We start from the raw sequence: 21,042 nt of genomic DNA, 5'->3' as shown, positions 1-21,042 counted from the left end.
ACGGTGGTCACGAACGCCTCTCATTCCGCTCAATGAGAACCTGTCTCATTTGAGGTAGAATGTCCCGGACGATTTCCTGGATACGCTACCCCCATGTCTGCTGCTTTCGGCGCCGAGACGGTGCTTGAGGTCCGCCACTGGACCGATGCCTACTTCAGTTTCACCCTGACCCGTGACAGCGGGTTCCGCTTCGAGAACGGCCAGTTCGTGATGATCGGCCTGGAAACCGAGGCGCGGCCGCTGCTGCGCGCATATTCCATCGCCAGCGCGAACTGGGAAGAGAACCTGGAGTTCTTCAGCATCAAGGTGCAGGACGGCCCGCTGACCTCGCGCCTGCAGCACATCAAGCCGGGCGACAAGGTACTGGTGGGCAAGAAGCCGACCGGCACCCTGCTGATCAGCGACCTGCACCCGGGCAAGAACCTGTACCTGCTGGGCACCGGCACCGGCATGGCGCCGTGGCTGTCGGTGATCAAGGACCCGGAAACCTACGAGCGCTTCGACAAGGTGATCCTCACCCATGGCGTGCGTTACGAAAAGGACCTGGCCTACCGCGACTACTTCGAACGCGAACTGCGCGAGCACGAGTTCCTCGGCGAGATGATCGGCGACAAGCTGCTGTATTACCCGGCCGTCACCCGCGAACCGTTCGCCAACCAGGGCCGCCTGACCTCGCTGCTGGAAAGCGGGCAGATGCAGCGCACGCTGGGCCTGCCGGAGCTGGACCCGGCCAACGACCGCGCGATGATCTGCGGCAGCCCGCAGATGCTGGCCGACCTGCGCACGGTGCTGGACGCCAAGGGCTTCCAGGTGTCCCCGCGCATCGGCAGTCCCGGCCATTACGTCTTCGAACGCGCCTTCGTCGAAAAATAAGCGTTTCCGCCCCCTCAATCGAGGCGGCGGCGGAGCTGGTCGGGCGTGGTGGTGGGGGCGAAGCGGGACTGCACCTGGCCCTGGCGGTCGAGCAGGAACTTGGTGAAGTTCCACTTGATGCGCGCGCTGCCCAGCAGGCCGCGTTTCTGCGTGGACAACCACTGCCACAACGGGTCGGCGCGGGGCCCGTTGACCTCGATCCGGGCAGACAGCGGGAAGGTCACCGGGTAATCCAGCGAACAGAACGCGCGGATCTGCGCGGCATCGCCGGGCTCCTGCGCGCCGAACTGGTTGCACGGAAAACCGATCACCACCAATCCGCGTTCACGATGGTCCTGCCAGAGCTGCTCCAGGCCGGTGTACTGCGGGGTGAAACCGCAGCGGCTGGCCACGTTGACCAGCAGCAGCTGCTTGCCACGGTAACGCGACAGCGCAACGCGCTCGCCTTCCAGCGTGGTGTATTCGAAGTCAAAGGCGCTGGTCATCGGCCGGCCGCTGCAGGGAACAAGCCAGCAGCCTGAACGCCCATGCCTTTCGACACAAGCCCGCCCGTCCGGGGCCGGGTTACCCTCGGGGACTTGTCTTAGTGGAGTACCTTGCCTTGACCACCCGCCTTGCCCTTGCCGTGGCCATGACCCTCGGCCTTGCCCTGCCCGCCTATTCCGCCGGCGCCGCCACCCCGGCTGCCAGCACCGCCGCGCAGCAGGCCAACCCGTTCTTCGCCGACAGCCCGCTGCCGCTGCACTACCCGCAGTTCGACAAGATCACCGACAGCGACTTCGCCCCGGCCTTCGACGCCGGCATGGCGCAGCAGCTGAAGGAAGTGGAGGCCATCGCCAACAACAAGGCCAAGCCGACCTTCGAAAACACCCTGATCGCGCTGGAGAAGAGCGGCGAGACGCTGGACCGTGCCACCACCGTGTTCTTCGCGCTGGTCGGTGCCGATACCAATGACACCCGCAAGAAGCTGCAGGCCGACTATTCGGCGCGCTTTGCCGCCCATGGCGATGCGATCGCACTGAACGGCAAGCTGTTCGCCCGCATCCAGGCCCTGTATGACGACCGCGCCAAGCTGGGCCTGGACGCCGAAGGCGTGCGCCTGGTCGAGAAGTACTACGAGAACTACGTCCGCGCCGGCGCCAAGCTGTCCGAGGCGGACAAGACCAAGCTCAAGGAAATGAACGCCGAGCTGGCCAACCTGGGCACCAAGTTCAGCCAGAACGTGCAGTCCGAAGTGAACGCCTCCGCGCTCACCGTGGACGACGTCAAGGAGCTGGATGGCCTGTCGCAGGAGCAGATCTCCGCCGCCGCCGAAGCGGCCAAGGCGCGTGGCCTGGACGGCAAGTACGTGATCACCCTGCTCAACACCACCGGCCAGCCGCCGCTGACCAACCTGGCCAACCGTGCGCTGCGCCAGAAGATCTACGAAGCGTCCACCACCCGTGGCAGCCGCGGCGGTGAGTTCGACAACACCGCGCTGGTGGCGCGCATCATGCAGCTGCGCGCGGACAAGGCCAAGCTGATGGGCTTCCCCAACTTCGCCGCCTACAACCTGACCAACCAGACCGCCAAGACCCCCGAAGCGGTCAACGCGATGCTCGGCCAGCTGGCCCCGGCCGCGGTGGCCAACGCCAAGCGCGAAGCCGCCGACCTGCAGGCGATGATCGACCAGGAACAGAAGGCCGCCGGCAAGCCGACCTTCAAGCTGGAAGCGTGGGACTGGGCGTTCTACAGCGAGAAGGTGCGCCAGGCCAAGTACAACTTCGACGAATCCCAGCTCAAGCCGTACTTCGAAATGAAGACGGTGCTGGAAGACGGCGTGTTCCATGCCGCCGAACTCGAATTCGGCCTGACCTTCAAGCAGCGCACCGACCTGCCGGTCTACCACGACGACGTCACCGTGTACGACGTGTTCGATGCCGACGGCAGCCAGCTGGCGATCTTCATCTTCGACCCGTATGCACGCGCATCCAAGCGTGGCGGTGCGTGGATGAACTCCTACGTTTCGCAGTCCGAACTGTCCGGCTTCAAGCCGGTGGTGGCCAACCACCTCAACATCCCCAAGCCGCCGGCGGGCAAGCCGACCCTGCTGACCTGGGATGAAGTGACCACCACCTTCCACGAGTTCGGCCACGCGCTGCACGGCATGTTCTCCAACGTGAAGTACCCGTATTTCTCCGGCACCTCGGTGCCGCGCGACTTCGTCGAGTTCCCCTCGCAGGTCAATGAAATGTGGGCCGACAACCCGGTCATCCTGAAGAACTACGCCAAGCACTACCAGAACGGTTCGGCAATGCCGCAGGCGCTGCTGGACAAGGTGGTCGCCGCCGCCAAGTTCAACCAGGGCTTTGCCACCACCGAATACCTGGGCGCGGCGATGCTCGACCAGCGCTGGCACCAGATCAGCGCCGGCCAGGTTCCGGCCGCCGCCGACGTGATGAAGTTCGAAGCCGATGCACTGGCCAAGGACGGCATCTTCTACGCGCCGGTGCCGCCGCGTTACAAGACCCCGTACTTCAGCCACATCATGGGCGGCTACTCGGCCGGTTACTACGCCTACATCTGGTCGGAAGTGCTCGACGCCAACACCCAGAAGTGGTTCAACGAGAACGGCGGCCTGAGCCGCAAGAACGGCGACCACTTCCGCAAAACCCTGTTGTCGCGTGGCGGCAGCGTCGATGCGATGCAGCTGTTCCGCGATTTCGCCGGCCACGAGCCGCAGATCGAGCCGCTGCTGGAGAAGCGTGGCCTGACCGGTGCAGGCAACTAAGCAGCATCGGTAACAGCGTGGCCTGGAAGGTCGCCCGGGAAACCGGGCGGCCTTTTTTCATGGCGCGCCTCAGCGCGGTGCCACGTACCCGCCGGGCACCCCTTCCGGGGACAGCACCAGTTGCCACAACTGGGCATGCCGGCAGCGGAACGCGGCCATCGAACCGGCCAGGTAGAAGCGCCACATGCGCTTGAAACGTTCGTCGTATCGCTGCGGATCCAGCTGCGGCCAGGCCGCTTCCACGTTGCGCCGCCAGGCCTGCAGGGTCAGATCGTAGTCGGTGCCGAAGCCATGCCAGTCTTCGAGCACGAAGCGGCCCTCGAACGCGCGCGTGACCTGCACCGCCGAGGGCAGCATCGAGTTGGGGAAAATGTAGCGGGCGATCCACGGATCGGTACGGTGGCCGCTGACATTGCGCCCGATGGTATGCAGCAGCAACAGCCCGTCCGCTGCCAGGCAACGCCGCGCCACGTCGAAGAAGTGCCGGTAATTGCGCTCGCCCACGTGCTCGAACATGCCGATGGAGAACACCGCGTCGAAGCGCTCATCCAGCGCGCGGTAATCCTGCAGCCGGATCTCCACCGGCAGGCCCGCGCAGCGCTCGCGTGCATAGGCGGCCTGCTCTTCGGAGATGGTGACCCCGACGCCGCTGACCCCGTAGCGCTCGCACGCGAACTTCAGCGCCTCGCCCCAGCCGCAGCCGATGTCCAGCACGCGCTGGCCGGGCCGCAGCGCAAGCTTGCGGCACACCAGGTCCAGCTTGGCCTCCTGCGCGGCGTCCAGGTCCGCGGCCTGCCGCCAGTAGCCGCAGCTGTACACCAGCCGCCGCCCCAGCATCGCCGCGTACAGGTCGTTGCCGAGGTCGTAGTGACGGCGCCCGACCTCGAAACTGCGCTGGCCGGACTGCGCGTTGACCAGCCGCGCGCGGACCGCATCGGCCAGTTCCCGCCAGCCGTGCACGCGCTCGTCCAGGTGCGCCTGCAGCAGGTGCAGCAGGAAGACATCCAGCTGGTTGGCGTCCCACCAGCCGTCCATGTAACTCTCGCCCAGCGCCAGCGACCCACCTGCCAGCACCCGCGCATGGAAGCGCGGGTCGTGGACCTGGATATCCTGCGGCCGGACACCGCCAACGGTGACGCCGGCTTCGTGCAGCAACGCGGTGAGCCGGACCTGCAGCGCCGCGTCCATCGAGCGCCTCCGCGATCAGCCGTGGGCGAACAGCCCGGCATACTCCGGCGCCACGTGCGGCACCAGCACCGACGCCGGTACGTCGGCGGTCTGGGTGCCTTCGGAGTAAGGGCCGACCTGGTAGGGCGGGAACACGAAACGCAGCCCGGTGACCTTGCCGGCGGCGTCGGTCATCGGCTCGAACTGGCGGAAGTTGTCCGGCCTGGCGCCGGTGCCTTCGTTGATCATCCGCGAGGCGCTGCGCAGCGATTCCTGCAGCTCGCCCGGCTCCATGTCCTCGCTGCTCAGGCGGGTCGCCACGCGCTCGCGCAGCTGGTCGGCCACGTAGTCGCTGATCGTTTTCCAGCCCTTGGCGTCGGGCACCAGGTGATCGGCGGTCAGCATCTGCTGCGGTCCGGGCAGCCAGACGAAACGTGCGACCAGCGGCTCGCCATGGGCACCGCCGGTGTAGCGGCTGCCTTCGGCGCGCACCACCACCAGCTCCGGCGTTTCCAGCTGCTTCTCGAAAGCCAGCGACAACTCGTACGGCATCGTCGGCTTGTCGTTGCCCAGCCCATCAATGGCCTGCTGCAGTTCGCCGCGCGCGGTGGCAGCGTAGTCCTGCAGCGCCTTGGCCAGCCCATGGTACTGGTCCAGCCCGGCCGCGTAACTGATACCGACCACCGCCTGCGGAGTGGTCTCGATCACGTCGGCCAGCGCCACCGGCGCATCGGCCGGCGCATCGGCCACCGGTGCCGGCAGCGGGCCGGCGGTGTCGGCAACGGCGGGCTGGTCACCCGCATCGTCGCCGTCCCGGCGGCCACAACCGGCCAGCAGCACGGCCGCGATGGCCACGCCCAGCACGGCGGCGGCAGGCAGTTTTCGGCGCAACGACTTCATCGATTTCCCCTGGACTTGCAGCGACATGTATCGGTTTCCTTGCTGGAACGAACCCCGTGGGCCGATCAGGCCAACAGGTCATGAAATTCTTCGTGGCGCTCAAAGAACGCCTCCGCGTAAGCGCACGCGGGCACCACTTTGTATTTGTTGTCCCGCGCCCAGCGCAGCGCCACGCGGGTCAGTTCCCCGGCGATGCCGCGCCCGCCGATCGCGTCGGGCACCTCGGTGTGGGTGATCACCATGCGGCGGCGCTTGAGCTGGTACTCCAGCAGCGCCAGATGACCTTGCACCCGTGCAGTGAAGCGGTGCGCAGCCAGGTCATGGGTGACCTCGTAAGCCAATCCGGGGGGCGTGACCGAAGCCATGGGACCGATCTCCTGGGGCAGCACCACCGATGGTGCGCAGCCTGCCGCCATGATCGTGTGAAGCCTGAACAGGGGCAAGCGCTCTCTGCCCCGGAGTCATCGGGCGCTAAAGGAGCACCGGCAACGGCCGATACTGCTGTCGACGGGGCGCACTGGAAGGCCCCGCCGGGTCCGCCCATCCCGTTCCCAGGAGGTTCCGATGCGACACCCCCCTGCTCCGCCCACCGGTGCCACCGCCAGCGATGACGCGCTGCTGGAAGGCCTGCTGCAGCTTGCCGTGGAGGGCCATACGGAGCAGACGCAGTTCCAGCAGATCGGCGAAGAAGTCTTTACCCGCCTGCTGGATACCTACGGCGTGGACAGCGGCACCCCGCGGGCGCGCTAGCCACCGCCGTTCGCGGCCCGCGCTCTCAGCCGCCCAGGCCGAAGCGCGGGTTGGACAGCTCGCGCAGGAAATGGTTGAAGATGCCCGGGTTCATCGCCAGCAGGAACAGCACGCCGAACGCCGCACCGGCCAGGTGGGCGCTGTGGTTGATGCGGTCCCCGCCCTTCTTGTCCATCCAGATGCTGTAGCCCACGTAGAACACCGCGTACAGGATGGCCGGCGCTGGGATGAAGAACACCAGGATGATCGTCCACGGGCTGAGCAGGATGAAGGCGAACAGCACCGCCGACACCGCGCCCGACGCGCCCAGGCTGAGGTAGTTGGGGTTCTTCTGGTTCTTGATGTAGCTGGGCAGGATGGACACCACCAGCGCACCGAGATAGAACGCCGGATAGGTCAGGTAGCTGCCGGACAGCTGCACCATCACCGTTTCGATCTGCCCGCCGAAGAAGAACAGCGTGATCATGTTGAAGATCAGGTGCGGCCAGTCGGCGTGGATGAAGCCGTAGGTCACCAGCCGGTCGTACTGGCGGTGGCGATCCACCGCCGGTGGCCACAGGATCAGCCGGTCGGCCAGCTTGCGGTTGTTGAACGCCAGGTAGGAAACGATGGCGGTGATGGCGATCAGCAGGAGATTTACAGGCGTCATGTCAGGCTCAGGCGGCGCGGTAGTTGTCGACCATGCGGTAACGGCGCGCATACCAGCCGAAGGCCAGTGCGGCGACGAACGCGAAGCCGGCGAAGAAGAACATCAGGAATGCCGCTTCGCTCAATCCAGTACTGGCGATCTGGTGGGTCACCGTATCGTTGCGCACCGCGGCGTTGGACAGCAGCACCCACAGGTTGCCGATGGTGGTGGTCAGGTTCCAGAAGCTCATCACCACGCCCTTCATCGCCTGCGGCGCCTGGCTGTAGGCGAACTCCAGACCGGTCGCCGAGACCAGTACCTCACCGAAGGTCAGCAGCGCGTACGGCAGCATCTGCCAGAAGATCGACATCGCGTTGCCGCCATCCATCACCACCTGGATGCCACCGACCACGATCCACGCCAGGCCGCTGAAGGCGATGCCGGCGGTCATGCGGCGCAGCGCGGTGGGTTCGAAGCCGAACCGGCGCAGCGCCGGGTACAGCACCAGGTTGTTGAACGGGATCAGGATCATCACCAGCAGCGGGTTCAGGGCCTGCATCTGCGAGGCGGTGAACCAGCTCGGCATCTGCATCTGCTGGCCCTGCAGCACCCAGGTGGAGGCTTTCTGGTCGAACAGCGAGAAGAACGGCGTGGTCAGGGCGAAGATCACCAGCACGCGCAGCACCGAGCGCACGCCTTCGACGGCTTCGTCCGGGTGCACCGCACGGGCGCGCTCCAGCTGCATCCAGGTACCTCCGCCGATACCGGCCAGGATCGACACCAGCGCCAGGCACAGGCAGATCACGATACCCAGCGTGCCGACCAGCCCGAACGAAGCGATCGCCAGCACCACGCCGGCCACGGCCAGCACCAGGCCGGGACGGCCGCGCCCTTCCACGCGCGCGGTCAGCGCCGTACGCACCACGTTGGCGAACGAATGCGGGTCCTTCGGCGGCAGCGGCGTCAGCACGTAGCCCTTGCGTCCCAGCCAGAACACGAAGGTCGCGATGAACATCAGGATGCCCGGGATGCCGAATGCCCACTGCGGGCCCCAGTTCTTCAGCACCAGCGGGATCAGCAGCGAGGCGAACAGCGAGCCGAAGTTGATGATCCAGTAGAAGGCGTCGAAGACCAGCTTGGCCAGGTGCTTGTTGCCCTGGTCGAACTGGTCGCCCATGAACGAAGCGACCAGCGGCTTGATCCCACCCGCACCCAGCGCGATCAGGCCAAGGCCGAAGAAGAAGCCGCCGCGGCTGCCTTCGAACAATGCCAGGCACAGGTGGCCGACGCAGTAGATCAGGCTGAACCAGAGAATGGTGTGGTACTTGCCGAAGAATCTGTCGGCCAGCCAGCCACCGAGCAGCGGGAAGAAATACACGCCGATCATGAAGCTGTGCATGATGTCCTTGGCTTCACCGGCACGGCCTTCGGTGGTGATCTCCTGCAGCAGCAGCGAGGTGATCAGGAACTGCACCAGGATGTTGCGCATGCCGTAGAAACTGAAGCGCTCGCAGGCCTCATTGCCGATGATGTACGGGATCTGGCGCGGCATGGATCCCTTGCCGGCGGGGGCGACTGCGTTATGGCTCATCCTGTAAGGCTTTCCTGCGGACACGAAAGCGCCAAGGTTACCGGAAGGCAGGCCCCCAGCGCACGCTGCACGGCTGCATGACAGCACCCGGAAAGCATGGCAGAGACGCAACGGGGTCACGACGCCTGCACGGCGCAAGCGTAAACTTATCGTTATGCGCGCCCTCCCTTTCCCCTTGTTGCTGTGCGTTGGCCTGTTGCTGGCTCCTCTGGTGGTCCGTGCACAGCCGGCGGCGGCAACGCCGCTGGCCGAACTGAGCGTGGCCAGCCTGCAGCTCCCCGCGCAGGAGGATCCGGCCTGGGTACACCGTCGCGAAGCCATCGCCCAGCTGCTGGCCACGCTGCAACCGGACGTGATCACCGTGCAGCAGGTGCTGCAGGAGGGCAGGCGCAATCCAGCGTGCTGGCTGGCCAGCCGCCTGCGCTACAGCTGCGATTTCATCACCGCCGATCCGCCCAGCCAGGCCCAGCGCCACGGCAGCGCGATGCTCAGCCGGCTGCGCGTGGAAGAAGACGGCGTCACCCTGCTGCACCCGCCCGGCCGCTACAGTGCGGCGGGCATGATGCGCGTTGCGGTCGGCGAGGGCCAGGTCAACATCTACGTGGCGCGGTTGCGCCCCGAGCCGGATACCGCGGCCAGTCGCCAGCACCAGGCCAATGACCTGATGACCTGGATCGCCGCTACGTCCGATGGCCACCCCAGCCTGGTGGCGGGTGACTTTGCCGCCAGCAGCAGCGACGTGGTGCGTGGCATGCCCGGTTTCCAGCCAGCGCGGCGCAATCCGTCGGCCAGGGTGGAGAAGCCGGGCGCGGGCAACGGCAACGGCAACATCGACAGCCACGGGCTGGATGTGCTGTTCCAGGTCAAATCCTTCAGCGGCAAGCGCCAGCAGCGCATCGAACTGCCGGTCGAAGGCGATATGCCGGTGCTGCCACTGGGTGTCATGGCGGTGCTGCGCCTGCAGGCGCCGGCCGGCTGAGCCGACGCCGGCGGTCGTGCAACAGAAAAAGGCCGCGCTTGAGGGCGCGGCCTTTCTGCTGTTTACCGTGGCGCTGTTGCGATCAGGCAACCGCTTCCTGGTAACGACGCTCGACTTCATTCCAGTCGATCACGTTGAAGAACGCGCCGATGTATTCCGGGCGACGGTTCTGGTACTTCAGGTAGTAGGCATGCTCCCAGACGTCCAGGCCGAGGATCGGCGTGTTGCCTTCCATCAGCGGGCTGTCCTGGTTGCCGGTGCTTTCCACCACGACCTTGTTGTCCGGGGTAACGCTCAGCCAGGCCCAGCCGCTGCCGAAGCGGGTCAGCGCAGCCTTGGTGAAGGCATCCTTGAACTTGTCGAAACCGCCGAGATCGCTGTCGATCTTCTTGGCCACGTCACCCACCGGGTTGCCGCCGGCATTGGGCGCCATCACCGTCCAGAACAGCGAATGGTTGGCATGGCCGCCACCGTTGTTGCGCACCGGGCCCTGCAGGTTTTCCGGCAGCGACTTCAGCTTCTTGACCAGCTCTTCCACCGGCAGGTCGGCATATTCGGTGCCTTCCAGCGCTGCGTTGACGTTGTTGATGTAGGTCTGGTGGTGCTTGGTGTGGTGGATCTCCATGGTGGCCGCGTCGATATGCGGCTCCAGGGCTTCATAGGCGTAGGACAGCTTGGGCAGGGTGTAGGCCATGGTGCATCTCCTCGTAGCTTGGGGACCTGGCAGGCGCCAGGTGGTGCGCAGTAAATGATGGGGACTGGCGTGAAGATTACCAAGAGGGATGTAAAGGAAACTTCGTCCTGCAGGTGACCGTCGTGCGACAGCGGCGGCCCTCATGCACGATGCAGGCCCGCGGCGCTACAGTGGGCGCCGTCCCCACGCCTGCCCTTCGCCATGCGCAATCCCCGGCTGTTGATCACCGCCATCGCCCTGCTGCTGCTCGGGCTGCTGGGCAATCATTTCCTGCAGCGCCCGGCCAAGCCACAGTTCGCGCCCAGCCTGTCCGGCGCGCCGGCAAGCGTTGCCCGGCCGGCGGCCATCGCCGGTGACGGCGAACTGCCCGGTTTCCTGCCCGCCGAAGCACGCCACACGATCACCCTGATCCAGCGTGGCGGACCGTTCCCGCACCGCCAGGACGGCAGCGTGTTCGGCAACCGCGAACAGCGTCTGCCGCAACGCGAGCGCGGCTATTACCGCGAGTACACCGTGGAAACGCCGGGCGCCGGCAACCGGGGTGCACGCCGCATCATCACCGGCGGTCAGCCACCCGATGCCTGGTATTACACCAGCGATCATTACGAAAGCTTCCGCAGCTTCAACGTACCTGCAGAAGGGACCGCGCCATGACCCACGATGCCTTCGGCCTGGGCCTGCACGACCTCAACAATGCCGGCGTGTATGCGATCGGCGAAGGCGACGAAGCCGCACTCGCCGCGGCGATGCGCGATGCCGGCCTGCAGGTGCGCCGGGTCGACCTGGAAGGGGTCGCGGACAAGCGCACCCTGCTGGCCCGGCTCGCCGCGCAGTTGGATTTCCCGACCGGTTCCGGCGGCAACTGGGACGCGCTGTCGGACAACCTGCGCGACCTGTCGTGGCTGCGTGCCGATGGCGGGCATGCGCTGTTCCTGGATCGCATCGATGCGCTGCGTGCGCAGGACACCGGCAGCTTCGACACCCTGCTGGACATCCTCGACGAGGCCAGCCAGTACTGGGCCGCGCAGGACGTGCCGATGTGGGCGTTCCTGTCCAGCGAACGCTGAGCTGCCGCACGGCGCGCGCCGCACGGCAGGGGTCAGCGGATGCTGCCGTTGTCTTCCTGCAGCTCTTTCTTGAACGGAATGTCCGGCGGCGGACGCGCGATGGCCGGCTGGTCCTGCATGTTCGGATCGTTGAGGCCACAGCCGCCACCGAACTGCAGCACCGAGATCACGCAGGAGATCTTCGTGCTGGTACCGGGCAGCGGGATTTCCACCGATTGCACGCCACGCCGGACCCATTCCGCCAACAGTGATTCATTGGGCACCCAGTACTTGTCGAACGAGGTCGGGGTGTAGTCATACGGCGGCCGTTTGAGCCAGGTGCCGGACTGCGCTATGCGGTCGCGGGTCCACCCATCGTTGTCGCCACCGGGGGCGCCGCGATCGGCAGTGCCGGCGCCGTCCTGGCCGGGAACGCGCACGCTGCCGTCGGCGTTGAAGACACCGGTGCCCTGCCCGGCATCGCGGTTGGCCTGAGCTCCCGCACTACTGCCGGGACGATCCCGGTTGGACGCACCCCAGTCATCGCCACGCGCCGGCGTGGCCCAGTTGCCGGGCGTCGGCCGCGCCTGCGCACCGGCCTGGCCGGGCGCGCGCGACGAGGTCGCGGTGGCCGCAGGTGCGGTGGCAGGCGCAGTCGAAGATGACGAAGAAGAAGACGCCTGCGCAGCGGCGGTGGTCGGCGCGCGTGCGGGTGCACTGGCGGCGGCGCTGGCAGGGGCGACGGCACGTTCGCGCACCGTCGGTTCACTGCTGGGACGCGTGCGCAGCACCGGTTCGCGCCCCGGCAGGGTCGGCACGCTGACGGCAGGGGCGGTCACGGTGGCCACTTCGCGCTCACGCACGGCGGTTGGATCCCGCGGCGTTACCTGCACCGCTACCTCGGCCTGCGGTATCCGCAGAGGGGTTGGTGCCTCCACGGCCAGGGCGACCTCGCGCTCACGCACCTGCACCGTGGTTTCCTGCGGCGTGCGAGTACGCACGGGCGTGACCGGACGCGGCGTGACCACGGCCGGGGCCTGCACGATCTGCACCTCGCGTTCGCGGACCGACGGCGCCGCCTGGCGCGGGACCACGGTGACTTCGGTGCGCGGCACACTGACCGGCGGCACCACGAAATCGGTGGTCGCCTCGGCGACCTCGGTGGCTTGGATCGGCGGTGTCGGCAGTGGCGGCGCCGTTGCCGGTGGCGCCGGTTCGGCAGGCGCCGGTTCGGATGCGCTCGGCGGCGCCGCAGCGGCTTCAACCGGTGCAGGCTGCGCCGACGCAGTCGATGCTGTCGGCGCGCTGTCCCGTGCTTCGGACGGGGCGGCGGCAGGTTCGGCCGGCGCCGCGGCTGCCGCTGCGCCGGTCTCAGCCGCCGCCGCATCGCTGCCCGGCTGGTCGCCGCCACCTTCCTGCGCGCCCTGGCCGATGAACTCGACCTGCACCCGCTCGCCTTCTCCGCCCTGGTTATCCGGCTGCGAAGAACGCACCAACGCCACCCACAGCAGCAGGACGGCGAACAGCACGTGCAGCAGCAGGCTGGCGACGGCGGAGGTCCAGCGCATCCAGCGCTGGTCGCGCGGCGCCGGGTCCCACTGCTGCCACCCCAGGCGGCGCACCGCCTGCCACATCGTCAGTCCAGGCAGGCGCCCACCGGCGGCCGGCAACGGCCGCGGCAGCAGCACCGCGACCACCTCACGCGCATGCTGGGGCCGCGGCAGCGGCGGACGCGCGCGCAGCCAGATGGCCCACCCATAGGGCAGGCCGGTCTTCTTTTCGAGAATGGGCGGCTCCTGCTGGCGTGCCAGCAGGGCCTCGATCCACTGTGCAGCCCGGGATGACGGCACGCAGCGGGCGTCAGGCGACGTTGCCGCGCGGCATGTACGGCGCCTGCCCACTATCGTGGTCGGTGGCATCGCGCACGGCCGTGATGCCCGGAACCCGGCCCATCAGCGTCTTCTCGATTCCCTGCTTCAACGTGACATCGGCCATGCCGCAGCCCTGGCAGCCGCCGCCGAAGCGCAGCAGCACCACGCCGTCGGCAGACACTTCCTGCACCGCGACCTTGCCGCCATGCGAGGCAAGCTGCGGATTGACTTCGTTTTCGACAACCCAATGCACGCGCTCCACCAGCGAGGCCGCGTCGCCGGGTGCTTCACCCTTGATGCGCGGTGCCTTGATGGTCAGCTGCTGGCCTCCGGCATTGCCGGTGACGATGTCGATCTCGGCGCCGTCCAGCCAACCCACGCTGTCCGAAGCCACGTACAAGGTGAAGCCATCGCAGTCCACCGCCCACTCGTCGCCGAGCAGGTCGGCCGGTTCGGCGAACTCAAGGCGGGCGTCGGCGCGGGGGGTGCCGGCGTCGACCGCGGACACGCGCACGCCCATGCCGGGCACGCCTTCGCGTTCGATCAACTTGCGGAAATGGGTCTGGGCGGTGTCGGAGATCTGGATCATGGCGCTATTCTAACGAAGTACCTGTTACGCGATCATTCGGTTTATACACTGGACCGCGCAATGTTCAGTCAACGATTTCAGAGGTAGAGCATTCCATGAACGATCTGGTCCCGCTGGTACAGGCCCATTGCATCCCCCGCCGGGGCAACGAGCACCGCCTGGGGCAGGCCCGGCTGGCCGAGCTGCTGCCGCAGGTACCCGGCTGGGAGCTGGTTGAAAACGGCCAGGCGCTGCAGCGCACCTTCCGCTTCAAGGACTATTACCACACCCTCGCCTTCGTCAATGCGCTGGCCTTCATCGCCCATGGCGAGGACCACCACCCGGACCTGGGGGTGCATTACGACCGCGCCGTGGTGCGCTTTTCCACCCACGACGTGGGCGGGCTGAGCGAGAACGATTTCATCTGCGCTGCCAAAGCATCGGCCCTGACGGAGTGACTGCCATGACCCTGCGCTTGTTGACCCTGCCCCTGGTCGCCACGCTGTTGACCGCCTGCGGTGGTTCCGGCCAGCCCGCGACCCCGGCCGCACCGGCCACCCCGCCCACCGAAGTGGCCGCAGTGAAGACCCCGCCGCCGCAGTACCCGATCGAACTGGCCTGCAGCGGCGTGGGCGGCACCACCACGCTGAAGGTGGTGGTCGGGGTGGAAGGCAAGCCCACCGACGTGTCACAGCTGACCAGCAGCGGCAACCCGCAACTGGACGAACAGGCGCGCACGGCCGTGCAGGGCTGGCAGTTCAATGCCGCCAGCCGCAATGGCCAGAAGATTCCCGCCACGATCCAGGTGCCGGTGAGCTTCAACCCGCCACAGCCGCGCCCGGATGAGTGCTTCGCGGTGGAAGAACGCCTGCGCCGCGGCGGCTGATTCCTGCTTTACCCACCAAGGCCAGCCTGCGCCCGCCTTCCCTCCCCAACGCCCCGCCTGAGCGGGGCGATCGCTACCTGAAGGATCGCGCCGGCAGATGCTGCAGATTTCTACTGAAAATGTCTGGATCGCCATGGCGGTCACCCTGGCGGCTGGCCTGGCGACCGCGCTGGGCAGCCTGATGGTGCTCTTCGCCAAGCGCCCCAACCCGCGCCTGCTGGCCTTCGGCCTGGCCTTCGCTGGCGGTGCGATGGTCTATGTGTCGCTGTCGGAGATCCTCAACAAGTCGATCGACTCGTTCACCCAGGCCTACGATCCGCGCCTCGGCTTCACCTATGGCACCCTCGCCTTCCTGCTGGGCATCCTGGTGATCATGGGCATCGACCACCTGATCCCCAACCCGCACGAAAGCCTGGACGCCAAGGATCCAAGCTTCCGCGCCGACAACAAGGCCTACATCAAGCGGGTCGGCCTGCTGACCGCCGTGGCGATCACCGCGCACAACTTCCCGGAAGGCCTGGCGACGTTCTTCGCCACGCTGGAGAGTCCCTCGGTGGGCATGCCGCTGGCCTTCGCCATCGCGATCCACAACATCCCCGAAGGCATCGCCATCGCGGTGCCGGTGTACTTCGCCACGCAGAACAAGTTCTACGCCTTCGCGGCCAGCCTGCTGTCCGGCCTGGCCGAGCCGATCGGTGCGGCGATCGGCTATTTCCTGCTGTCCGGCTCGCTGAACCACGCCACTTTCGGCTGGGTGTTCGGGCTGATCGCCGGCGTGATGGTGTTCCTGGCGCTGGACGAGCTGCTGCCGGCGGCCAAGCGCTACGCCAAGGGTCACGAAACGGTCTACGGCCTGGTGGCTGGCATGATGACCCTGGCCTTGAGCCTGGTGCTGTTCAAGTGGTGAGTGGGTTGGCGAACGGGTGAAACCCCCTCGCGGGTGGCGTTCTGCGGGAGGTGCATCCGGGGCTGGGCCGGGCGGTGGGGCTGGTCGGGGGACGGCAAAAACTGCATCCATGCGGGCCTCGATTCGCGCCATCCATGGCGCTCTACGCCCCCGCCCAGCCCCACCGCCCGGCCCCCGGACAGGTTCCGTGGCTGCCAGCCGCGTGAAAAAAAGAAAAACGGGGTCAGAGTCCTTTCGCTGCGCGAAAGGACTCTGACCCCTGCCTCCAATCTTTCATTACGCGGCGGAAGGGCCCCGAAATCTGTCAGGGGCCGGGCGGGTGGGGTATGCGGGGCCTTGAGCGGCAGGAGCCGCGAAGAGCTACATGGACGTACTTGCGCGTGCCCCGCATACCCCGCCCGCCCGGCCCAACCGGGGATGCAGCTCGAAAACCACCCGCCGCGAGGGGCTCCGCCGTTCGCCGACCTACTTCAACCGATCCAGCGCCTCGACCAGTTCCTCGGCCAGCGGCGCGTTCAACACGTAAGGGGTCTTGCCTGCGTCCAGCGCGAATTCCAGTGAAGCCGCATGCAGGAATAGCCGCTTCAGCCCGATCTGTTCACGAAACCGCTTGTTGACGACCGGATCGCCGTACTTGTCGTCACCGGCCACCGGATTACCCAGGTGCTGCGCATGTACGCGGATCTGGTGGGTGCGCCCGGTTTCGATCCGCACCTCGCAGTAGGAATGGCCGCCGCGGCGCTCCAGCACCTTGAAATGGCTGATCGACGGCTTGCCGATCGCATTCACCTGCACGTGCCGCTCCCCGCCCTGGCGCAGGCCCACGTGCAGCGGCGCATCCACCGTCATGGTGCCGTCGGGCATGCGCCCGGCCAGCAACGTCAGGTATTTCTTGCGGATGCCGGCACCATGGTCCTCGCGCAGCAGCGCCTGCAGCTCGCTGAGCGCCGAACGCTTCTTGGCCACGATCAGCAGCCCGGAGGTGTCACGGTCCAACCGGTGTACCAGCTCCAGCGTCTTGCCCGGACGCAGCGCCCGCAGCGTTTCGATGGCACCGAAACTGATCCCGCTGCCGCCATGGCTGGCCACCCCGGAGGGCTTGTTCAGGGCCAGCAGACGCTCGTCTTCAAAGACGATGGCCTGCTCCAGCCGGCGCATGAACGATTCCGGCGGGCCAGCCTTGTCTCCCTCCTCGCTGAGATGGACTGGAGGAATGCGGATCACCTCCCCGCCCTCCAGCTTGCGTTCGGCCTTGGCGCGGCCGCCATTGACCCGCACCTGGCCGCTGCGGACCAGCTTGTAGACCAGGCTGCGCGGTGCCCCTTTCAGTTGTCCGAGCAGGAAATTGTCCAGCCGCTGTCCCGCCCGGTCATCGGGAACGGTGATCATGCGCACGGAAGGCTTGTCGGAGTTGGGCTTTGCGGGGTCTTGAGCAGTCATCAGCCTGTTTATTCTGTTACACTCGGGCGGCGAGATAAGGGATTGATTTCGTTGGAAGTTACTCCGGGCCAGAAGCCTGTCTTCCAACGAATCCGGCACAGTGCGCGACCACCGCCCCCGGGGCGGCCATGTTAGCGGCTCACCGGCGCTCCCGGCCATCGCCGATTGCCTGACACGCAGTCGCGCTGAACATGTCCCGTGTGGCGCTCCAGTTTAGGCTGACAGCTGCCGCCGGTCCCGCAACACCCAAAAACCAGATAACAAGAGCGCTCCCGCGGCCTGCCGTGGTGTCGTAGCGCTGGAAACCCGGGCCACCCTCCCCGCGCCTGCGCGAATGGGCGGCCAGCCGTATCCAGAGGCGAAACTCCATGGCGTTCCGCGCGGTAGCCGCTTGCGAGGAACGCAACAATGAAGCGAATGCTGATCAACGCCACGCAGGCCGAAGAACTGCGTGTCGCCATCGTGGATGGCCAGTCGTTGTATGACATCGACATCGAGCAGCCGGCCAAGGAACAGAAGAAGTCCAATATCTACAAGGGCCGGATCTTCCGCATCGAGCCCTCGCTGGAAGCCGCCTTCGTCGAATACGGCGGTGGCCGCCATGGCTTCCTGCCGCTGAAGGAAATTTCCCGCGATTATTTCCAGGCCGGCGTCGACCACAACAAGGCCGGCATCAAGGAGCTCCTGCGCGAAGGCCAGGAAATCGTGGTGCAGATCGACAAGGATGAACGCGGCAACAAGGGCGCTGCCCTGACCACGTTCATCTCGCTGGCCGGCCGCTACATGGTGCTGATGCCGAACTCGCCGAGCGCCGGTGGCGTCTCGCGCCGGATCGAAGGCGAAGACCGCGCCGCGCTGAAGGACGCGCTGGACAAGCTGAACATTCCCGACGAAATGGGCGTGATCATCCGCACCGCCGGCGTCGGCCGCGATGCCGAAGAGCTGCAGTGGGACCTGGATTACCTGCTGAACGTGTGGCGCGCCATCGCCGAAGCGGCGCTGAGCAAGCCCGCCCCGTTCCTGATCTACCAGGAATCGCGGCTGATCGTGCGCGCCCTGCGCGACTACCTGCGCGCGGACATCGGCGAGATCCTGGTCGACACCGAAGAGATGTACCAGCACGCCCGCGAGTTCATGCAGCAGGTGATGCCGCAGACCCTGCGCAAGCTCAAGCACTACACCGACGACATCCCGCTGTTCAACCGCTTCCAGATCGAGTCGCAGATCGAAGGCGCCTACGAGCGCAACGTGCGCCTGCCGTCGGGCGGTTCGATCGTGGTCGACCAGACCGAAGCACTGACCGCCATCGACGTGAACTCCTCGCGCGCCACCAAGGGCAGCGACATCGAGGACACCGCGTTCCAGACCAACCTGGAAGCGGCCGAAGAAGCGGCCCGCCAGCTGCGCCTGCGCGACCTCGGCGGCCTGGTGGTGATCGATTTCATCGACATGTCCTCCAACAAGCACCAGCGCGAGGTCGAAAACCGCCTTGCCCAGGCGCTGAAGTACGACCGTGCCCGCGTGCAGGTCGGCCGCATCTCGCGCTTCGGCCTGCTGGAAATGAGCCGCCAGCGCCTGCGTCCGAGCCTGGGCGAATCCAGCCAGCTGGTCTGCCCGCACTGCGACGGCCACGGCCGCATGCGCAGCGTGGAATCGCTGTCGCTGTCGATCATCCGCGTCGCCGAAGAGCATGCGATGAAGGAGAACACCGGGCAGGTGCTGGTCCAGGCCCCGGTCGAGATCGCCAACTACCTGCTCAACGAAAAGCGCAGCGCCCTGCGTGAAATCGAAGCGCGCCACGAAGCCCCGATCGTGATCGTGGCCGACGAACAGCTGCACACCCCGCACTACACCGTGACCCGCCTGCGCGAGAACGAGCTGGGTGAGGAAAGCGGCAAGCCGAGCTACCAGCGTGGCACCCCGCGCAAGCTGCCGGTGCATGCCCTGACCAAGGGCCAGCTGAACATTCCGCCGCCGGCCGTGACCCAGGTCCAGCACAATTCGCCGGCCCCGATCCGCGAAGAAGCCGCGCCGCAGCCTGCGCCGGTTGCCGTGGCTGCTCCGGTCGCTGCACCGGCCGCTACCGGCGGCGTGGTCGGCTGGTTCAAGCGCATCTTCGGTGGCGAGCCGGCTGCCGCACCGGCTCCGGCACCGGCCGCACGTTCGAACGGCGCTGAACATGGCCGCAAGGACCGCAACGGCAAGGATCGCAACGGCAAGGACCGCAAGGACCGCCGCGACGACAGCCGCAGCGCCGGCAACGGCGCCCCGCAGGCACAGGGCCAGGGCCGCAAGGAACGAGGCGAACGTGGTGAGCGTGGTGAGCGCCGCCAGGGCAACGGCCAGGGCGGCAACGCGCAGGTCGTGGCCGCCGCCAACGCGCAGGCCGGCAACGGCAATGGCCAGCAGCAGCCGAAGCAGCGCCAGGAACAGGGCCAGCAGGGTGGCAAGCAGCGCAATGAGCGTGGCGAGCGCACCGAGCAGGCCCAGGCGCCGGCACAGGGCCAGCAGCAGCCGAAGGTGAAGCAGCCGCGCCAGCCGCGTCCGCAGGAAAGCGACAAGCCGCAGCGCGACGGCAACGACATCGCCGCCGCCGCTGCCGCGGCAACCGTGCCGATGGGCGTGGACGCAGCCGCCGATGCGGCCGCCGCATCGCGCCTGGCCAACCAGCAGCTGCGCGGCGAAGTGGCCGACACGGTCGCTGCCACGCCGGCGGCGCCGCAGGCAACGGAAGCAGCAGCACCGATCCACGCTGCCGTGACCGATGCCGAAGCGGAAGTAGTGACTGCGGTGGGCACCGAAGCAGGTGCCGACGGCATCAGCGCGCCGGCCTCTGAGGACGGCAATGGCGAGGGCGGTTCGCGCCGTCGTCGTGGTCGTCGTGGCGGACGTCGTCGTCGTCGTGGCAATGCGGAAGGCACCGCCACTGATTCGCTGGGTCATGACGATTCGGACGAAGACGACAATGACGCCGACGAGCAGGACGTGGCTGCGGTCTCCGGCCTGGCCGATGCGGCCGGTACGGAAAAGCGCGAGCCCGCCTCGACGCGTCCGCAGCCTGAGTTCGACTTCGATGACGAAGGCGACGCGCCGGCTCCGGCCGAACGCGAAAAGCGTGCAGCTGCCGTGCTGGCGACCGCTGCCATCGTGCCGGCTGCCGCCAGCGCGCTGACCGCCTCGCCCGCCGCGGTGGTCGAAGCCCCGAAGGCCGTGGAAGCGCCGAAGGTTGAAGCCGCGAAGGTCGAGGCCCCGAAGGTGGAAACCGCTCAGGTCGAGGCCCCGAAGGTGGAAACCGCTCAGGCCGAGGCCCCGAAGGTGGAAGCTCCGAAGGTGGAGGCTCCGAAGGTCGACGCCCCGAAGGTCGAGGCAGCGGCCCCGCCGGCAGTGGCCGCTGAGATCGACCGTCCGCAGCACGATGCCGTCACGCCGGTGCAGGCCGACGCGCGGAAGGTTGAAGCGCCCGTCGCTGCAGCACCCGCTGCGGCAGTGCCGGCCGCCGCCGAGCAGGCGCCGAGCTGGCAGCCGGTGCCGCAGGCAGCGCCCAAGGTGGAGGCCGTCCAGGCCGAAGCCGAAGCGCCGAAGCCTGCCGCCATTGCAGCACAGCCGGCACCGGTGCAGACCAGCATGCTGGATGCCATCGATGCCGCTGCGCCGCAGGCTCCGGCCGTCACCGCATCCGCGGCGGTCGAGCCGGTCGTGGCGCCGGTTGCCGCTCCGCTGCCGGCTGCGGTTGCTGCACCGGCCGTGGTCGAAGCGGTCGAAGCCGCCGAGCCGGCCATCCTGGCCGGTGGCACCGATGCCGCCGCCCAGGCTGCAGTCGTGGCCCAGCCGGCAGCGGACGCCGAATCGGAAGCCGAGGATGACAAGGCCAAGCCGGGCAAGCTGCCGCAGGGCTGACCCCCTGCCGTGGTGCAAACGAAAACAGCGGCCTTCGGGCCGCTGTTTTTTTATGTGCCGGTAGCGCCGAGCCGT

Annotated in this window: 20 protein-coding genes; 10 read left to right on the top strand and 10 right to left on the bottom strand. The window is 67.2% G+C overall.

The features are described from left to right. The first annotated feature begins 93 nt into the window (after positions 1 to 93). Entirely contained in the window at positions 94 to 873 is a 780-nt protein-coding gene (locus tag RTX79_RS15940; RefSeq protein WP_057687169.1) for a ferredoxin--NADP reductase, read from the top strand. A gap of 14 nt (positions 874 to 887) precedes the next feature. On the opposite strand, the gene RTX79_RS15935 is transcribed toward RTX79_RS15940, so the two are convergent. Further along, positions 888 to 1,358, bottom strand: coding sequence for a glutathione peroxidase (locus RTX79_RS15935; RefSeq protein ID WP_312684731.1), 471 nt, complete (start codon positions 1,356 to 1,358; stop codon positions 888 to 890). A gap of 116 nt (positions 1,359 to 1,474) precedes the next feature. Here RTX79_RS15935 and RTX79_RS15930 point away from each other — a divergent pair, with 116 nt between their 5' ends. Next, the gene (locus tag RTX79_RS15930; protein ID WP_312684730.1) at positions 1,475 to 3,643 is read left to right on the top strand and encodes a M3 family metallopeptidase; all 2,169 of its coding nucleotides are present in this window, start codon (positions 1,475 to 1,477) and stop codon (positions 3,641 to 3,643) included. Between the two features lie 69 nt (positions 3,644 to 3,712). On the opposite strand, the gene cfa is transcribed toward RTX79_RS15930, so the two are convergent. The 3 genes from cfa to RTX79_RS15915 are packed head-to-tail and all read right to left on the bottom strand — an operon-like array spanning position 3,713 to position 6,075. Continuing rightward, positions 3,713 to 4,831 (bottom strand): cyclopropane fatty acyl phospholipid synthase, encoded by a 1,119-nt coding sequence (gene cfa / locus RTX79_RS15925; protein ID WP_312684729.1) that lies wholly within the window; start codon positions 4,829 to 4,831, stop codon positions 3,713 to 3,715. Between the two features lie 15 nt (positions 4,832 to 4,846). After that, on the bottom strand, positions 4,847 to 5,737 hold the full coding sequence (locus RTX79_RS15920; RefSeq protein WP_312684727.1) for a DUF3298 and DUF4163 domain-containing protein: 891 nt from the start codon (positions 5,735 to 5,737) through the stop codon (positions 4,847 to 4,849). A 38-nt stretch (positions 5,738 to 5,775) separates the two neighbouring features. Next, positions 5,776 to 6,075, bottom strand: coding sequence for a GNAT family N-acetyltransferase (locus tag RTX79_RS15915; RefSeq protein WP_057687186.1), 300 nt, complete (start codon positions 6,073 to 6,075; stop codon positions 5,776 to 5,778). A gap of 199 nt (positions 6,076 to 6,274) precedes the next feature. On the opposite strand from RTX79_RS15915, the gene RTX79_RS15910 reads away from it, so the two are divergent. After that, the gene (locus RTX79_RS15910) at positions 6,275 to 6,460 is read left to right on the top strand and encodes a hypothetical protein (protein ID WP_312684725.1); all 186 of its coding nucleotides are present in this window, start codon (positions 6,275 to 6,277) and stop codon (positions 6,458 to 6,460) included. 25 nt (positions 6,461 to 6,485) lie between these two features. Here the strand turns inward: RTX79_RS15910 and RTX79_RS15905 are convergent, their stop codons facing one another. Both RTX79_RS15905 and RTX79_RS15900 read right to left on the bottom strand, forming a co-directional pair. Continuing rightward, complete coding sequence (locus RTX79_RS15905) at positions 6,486 to 7,109, bottom strand: rhomboid family intramembrane serine protease (RefSeq protein ID WP_042613285.1); 624 nt, start codon at positions 7,107 to 7,109, stop codon at positions 6,486 to 6,488. A 7-nt stretch (positions 7,110 to 7,116) separates the two neighbouring features. Then, the gene (locus tag RTX79_RS15900) at positions 7,117 to 8,679 is read right to left on the bottom strand and encodes an oligopeptide:H+ symporter (protein ID WP_312684723.1); all 1,563 of its coding nucleotides are present in this window, start codon (positions 8,677 to 8,679) and stop codon (positions 7,117 to 7,119) included. Positions 8,680 to 8,833: 154 nt separating this feature from the next. Here RTX79_RS15900 and RTX79_RS15895 point away from each other — a divergent pair, with 154 nt between their 5' ends. Then, positions 8,834 to 9,658: an endonuclease/exonuclease/phosphatase family protein gene (locus tag RTX79_RS15895; RefSeq protein WP_312684722.1), complete on the top strand. Its 825-nt coding sequence runs from the start codon at positions 8,834 to 8,836 to the stop codon at positions 9,656 to 9,658. 82 nt (positions 9,659 to 9,740) lie between these two features. Here the strand turns inward: RTX79_RS15895 and RTX79_RS15890 are convergent, their stop codons facing one another. After that, positions 9,741 to 10,352 (bottom strand): superoxide dismutase, encoded by a 612-nt coding sequence (locus RTX79_RS15890; RefSeq protein ID WP_309685050.1) that lies wholly within the window; start codon positions 10,350 to 10,352, stop codon positions 9,741 to 9,743. A 201-nt stretch (positions 10,353 to 10,553) separates the two neighbouring features. Between RTX79_RS15890 and RTX79_RS15885 the strand changes: the two genes are divergently transcribed. Together RTX79_RS15885 and RTX79_RS15880 are read left to right on the top strand one after the other, a co-directional pair. Continuing rightward, positions 10,554 to 11,006: a ribonuclease domain-containing protein gene (locus RTX79_RS15885; protein WP_309685048.1), complete on the top strand. Its 453-nt coding sequence runs from the start codon at positions 10,554 to 10,556 to the stop codon at positions 11,004 to 11,006. After that, positions 11,003 to 11,419 carry a barstar family protein gene (locus RTX79_RS15880; RefSeq protein WP_312684721.1) on the top strand — a complete coding sequence of 139 codons (417 nt, stop codon included), beginning with the start codon at positions 11,003 to 11,005 and terminating at the stop codon, positions 11,417 to 11,419. The genes RTX79_RS15885 and RTX79_RS15880 overlap by 4 nt, the downstream gene beginning before the upstream one ends. Positions 11,420 to 11,451: 32 nt before the next feature. Here the strand turns inward: RTX79_RS15880 and RTX79_RS15875 are convergent, their stop codons facing one another. Both RTX79_RS15875 and RTX79_RS15870 read right to left on the bottom strand, forming a co-directional pair. Continuing rightward, positions 11,452 to 13,248, bottom strand: a complete 1,797-nt coding sequence (locus tag RTX79_RS15875) for a hypothetical protein (protein ID WP_312684720.1) — start codon at positions 13,246 to 13,248, stop codon at positions 11,452 to 11,454. Positions 13,249 to 13,258: 10 nt separating this feature from the next. Continuing rightward, positions 13,259 to 13,858 (bottom strand): NfuA family Fe-S biogenesis protein, encoded by a 600-nt coding sequence (locus RTX79_RS15870; protein WP_057687180.1) that lies wholly within the window; start codon positions 13,856 to 13,858, stop codon positions 13,259 to 13,261. Between the two features lie 95 nt (positions 13,859 to 13,953). Here RTX79_RS15870 and RTX79_RS15865 point away from each other — a divergent pair, with 95 nt between their 5' ends. The 3 genes from RTX79_RS15865 (at position 13,954) to zupT (ending at position 15,630) form a co-directional block, all read left to right on the top strand. Beyond that, positions 13,954 to 14,295: a 4a-hydroxytetrahydrobiopterin dehydratase gene (locus tag RTX79_RS15865; protein WP_057687181.1), complete on the top strand. Its 342-nt coding sequence runs from the start codon at positions 13,954 to 13,956 to the stop codon at positions 14,293 to 14,295. 5 nt (positions 14,296 to 14,300) lie between these two features. Next, positions 14,301 to 14,723: an energy transducer TonB gene (locus RTX79_RS15860; protein ID WP_312684719.1), complete on the top strand. Its 423-nt coding sequence runs from the start codon at positions 14,301 to 14,303 to the stop codon at positions 14,721 to 14,723. Positions 14,724 to 14,820: 97 nt separating this feature from the next. Further along, on the top strand, positions 14,821 to 15,630 hold the full coding sequence (gene zupT, locus RTX79_RS15855; protein WP_057687183.1) for a zinc transporter ZupT: 810 nt from the start codon (positions 14,821 to 14,823) through the stop codon (positions 15,628 to 15,630). A 465-nt stretch (positions 15,631 to 16,095) separates the two neighbouring features. On the opposite strand, the gene RTX79_RS15850 is transcribed toward zupT, so the two are convergent. After that, entirely contained in the window at positions 16,096 to 17,070 is a 975-nt protein-coding gene (locus RTX79_RS15850; protein ID WP_312684749.1) for an RluA family pseudouridine synthase, read from the bottom strand. A 408-nt stretch (positions 17,071 to 17,478) separates the two neighbouring features. On the opposite strand from RTX79_RS15850, the gene RTX79_RS15845 reads away from it, so the two are divergent. Beyond that, complete coding sequence (locus RTX79_RS15845; protein WP_312684717.1) at positions 17,479 to 20,967, top strand: Rne/Rng family ribonuclease; 3,489 nt, start codon at positions 17,479 to 17,481, stop codon at positions 20,965 to 20,967. Positions 20,968 to 21,042: the final 75 nt, after the last annotated feature.

Source organism: Stenotrophomonas chelatiphaga, assembly GCF_032054965.1.
GTDB classification, from domain to species: domain Bacteria; phylum Pseudomonadota; class Gammaproteobacteria; order Xanthomonadales; family Xanthomonadaceae; genus Stenotrophomonas; species Stenotrophomonas chelatiphaga.
Note: the sequence above shows the minus strand (reverse complement) of the source record. Positions and strands in the feature narration are given on the sequence as shown.

Bases quoted from the DNA above. Each gene is read 5' to 3' on its own strand.
- RTX79_RS15850 (WP_312684749.1), bottom strand. From the start codon at position 17,070: ATGACTGCTCAAGACCCCGCAAAGCCCAACTCCGACAAGCCTTCCGTG.
- RTX79_RS15885 (WP_309685048.1), top strand. From the start codon at position 10,554: ATGCGCAATCCCCGGCTGTTGATCACCGCCATCGCCCTGCTGCTGCTC.
- RTX79_RS15905 (WP_042613285.1), bottom strand. From the start codon at position 7,109: ATGACGCCTGTAAATCTCCTGCTGATCGCCATCACCGCCATCGTTTCC.
- RTX79_RS15900 (WP_312684723.1), bottom strand. From the start codon at position 8,679: ATGAGCCATAACGCAGTCGCCCCCGCCGGCAAGGGATCCATGCCGCGC.
- zupT (WP_057687183.1), top strand. From the start codon at position 14,821: ATGCTGCAGATTTCTACTGAAAATGTCTGGATCGCCATGGCGGTCACC.
- RTX79_RS15865 (WP_057687181.1), top strand. From the start codon at position 13,954: ATGAACGATCTGGTCCCGCTGGTACAGGCCCATTGCATCCCCCGCCGG.
- RTX79_RS15880 (WP_312684721.1), top strand. From the start codon at position 11,003: ATGACCCACGATGCCTTCGGCCTGGGCCTGCACGACCTCAACAATGCC.
- RTX79_RS15915 (WP_057687186.1), bottom strand. From the start codon at position 6,075: ATGGCTTCGGTCACGCCCCCCGGATTGGCTTACGAGGTCACCCATGAC.
- RTX79_RS15910 (WP_312684725.1), top strand. From the start codon at position 6,275: ATGCGACACCCCCCTGCTCCGCCCACCGGTGCCACCGCCAGCGATGAC.
- RTX79_RS15890 (WP_309685050.1), bottom strand. From the start codon at position 10,352: ATGGCCTACACCCTGCCCAAGCTGTCCTACGCCTATGAAGCCCTGGAG.
- RTX79_RS15870 (WP_057687180.1), bottom strand. From the start codon at position 13,858: ATGATCCAGATCTCCGACACCGCCCAGACCCATTTCCGCAAGTTGATC.
- RTX79_RS15860 (WP_312684719.1), top strand. From the start codon at position 14,301: ATGACCCTGCGCTTGTTGACCCTGCCCCTGGTCGCCACGCTGTTGACC.
- RTX79_RS15935 (WP_312684731.1), bottom strand. From the start codon at position 1,358: ATGACCAGCGCCTTTGACTTCGAATACACCACGCTGGAAGGCGAGCGC.
- RTX79_RS15845 (WP_312684717.1), top strand. From the start codon at position 17,479: ATGAAGCGAATGCTGATCAACGCCACGCAGGCCGAAGAACTGCGTGTC.
- RTX79_RS15920 (WP_312684727.1), bottom strand. From the start codon at position 5,737: ATGTCGCTGCAAGTCCAGGGGAAATCGATGAAGTCGTTGCGCCGAAAA.
- cfa (WP_312684729.1), bottom strand. From the start codon at position 4,831: ATGGACGCGGCGCTGCAGGTCCGGCTCACCGCGTTGCTGCACGAAGCC.
- RTX79_RS15895 (WP_312684722.1), top strand. From the start codon at position 8,834: ATGCGCGCCCTCCCTTTCCCCTTGTTGCTGTGCGTTGGCCTGTTGCTG.
- RTX79_RS15940 (WP_057687169.1), top strand. From the start codon at position 94: ATGTCTGCTGCTTTCGGCGCCGAGACGGTGCTTGAGGTCCGCCACTGG.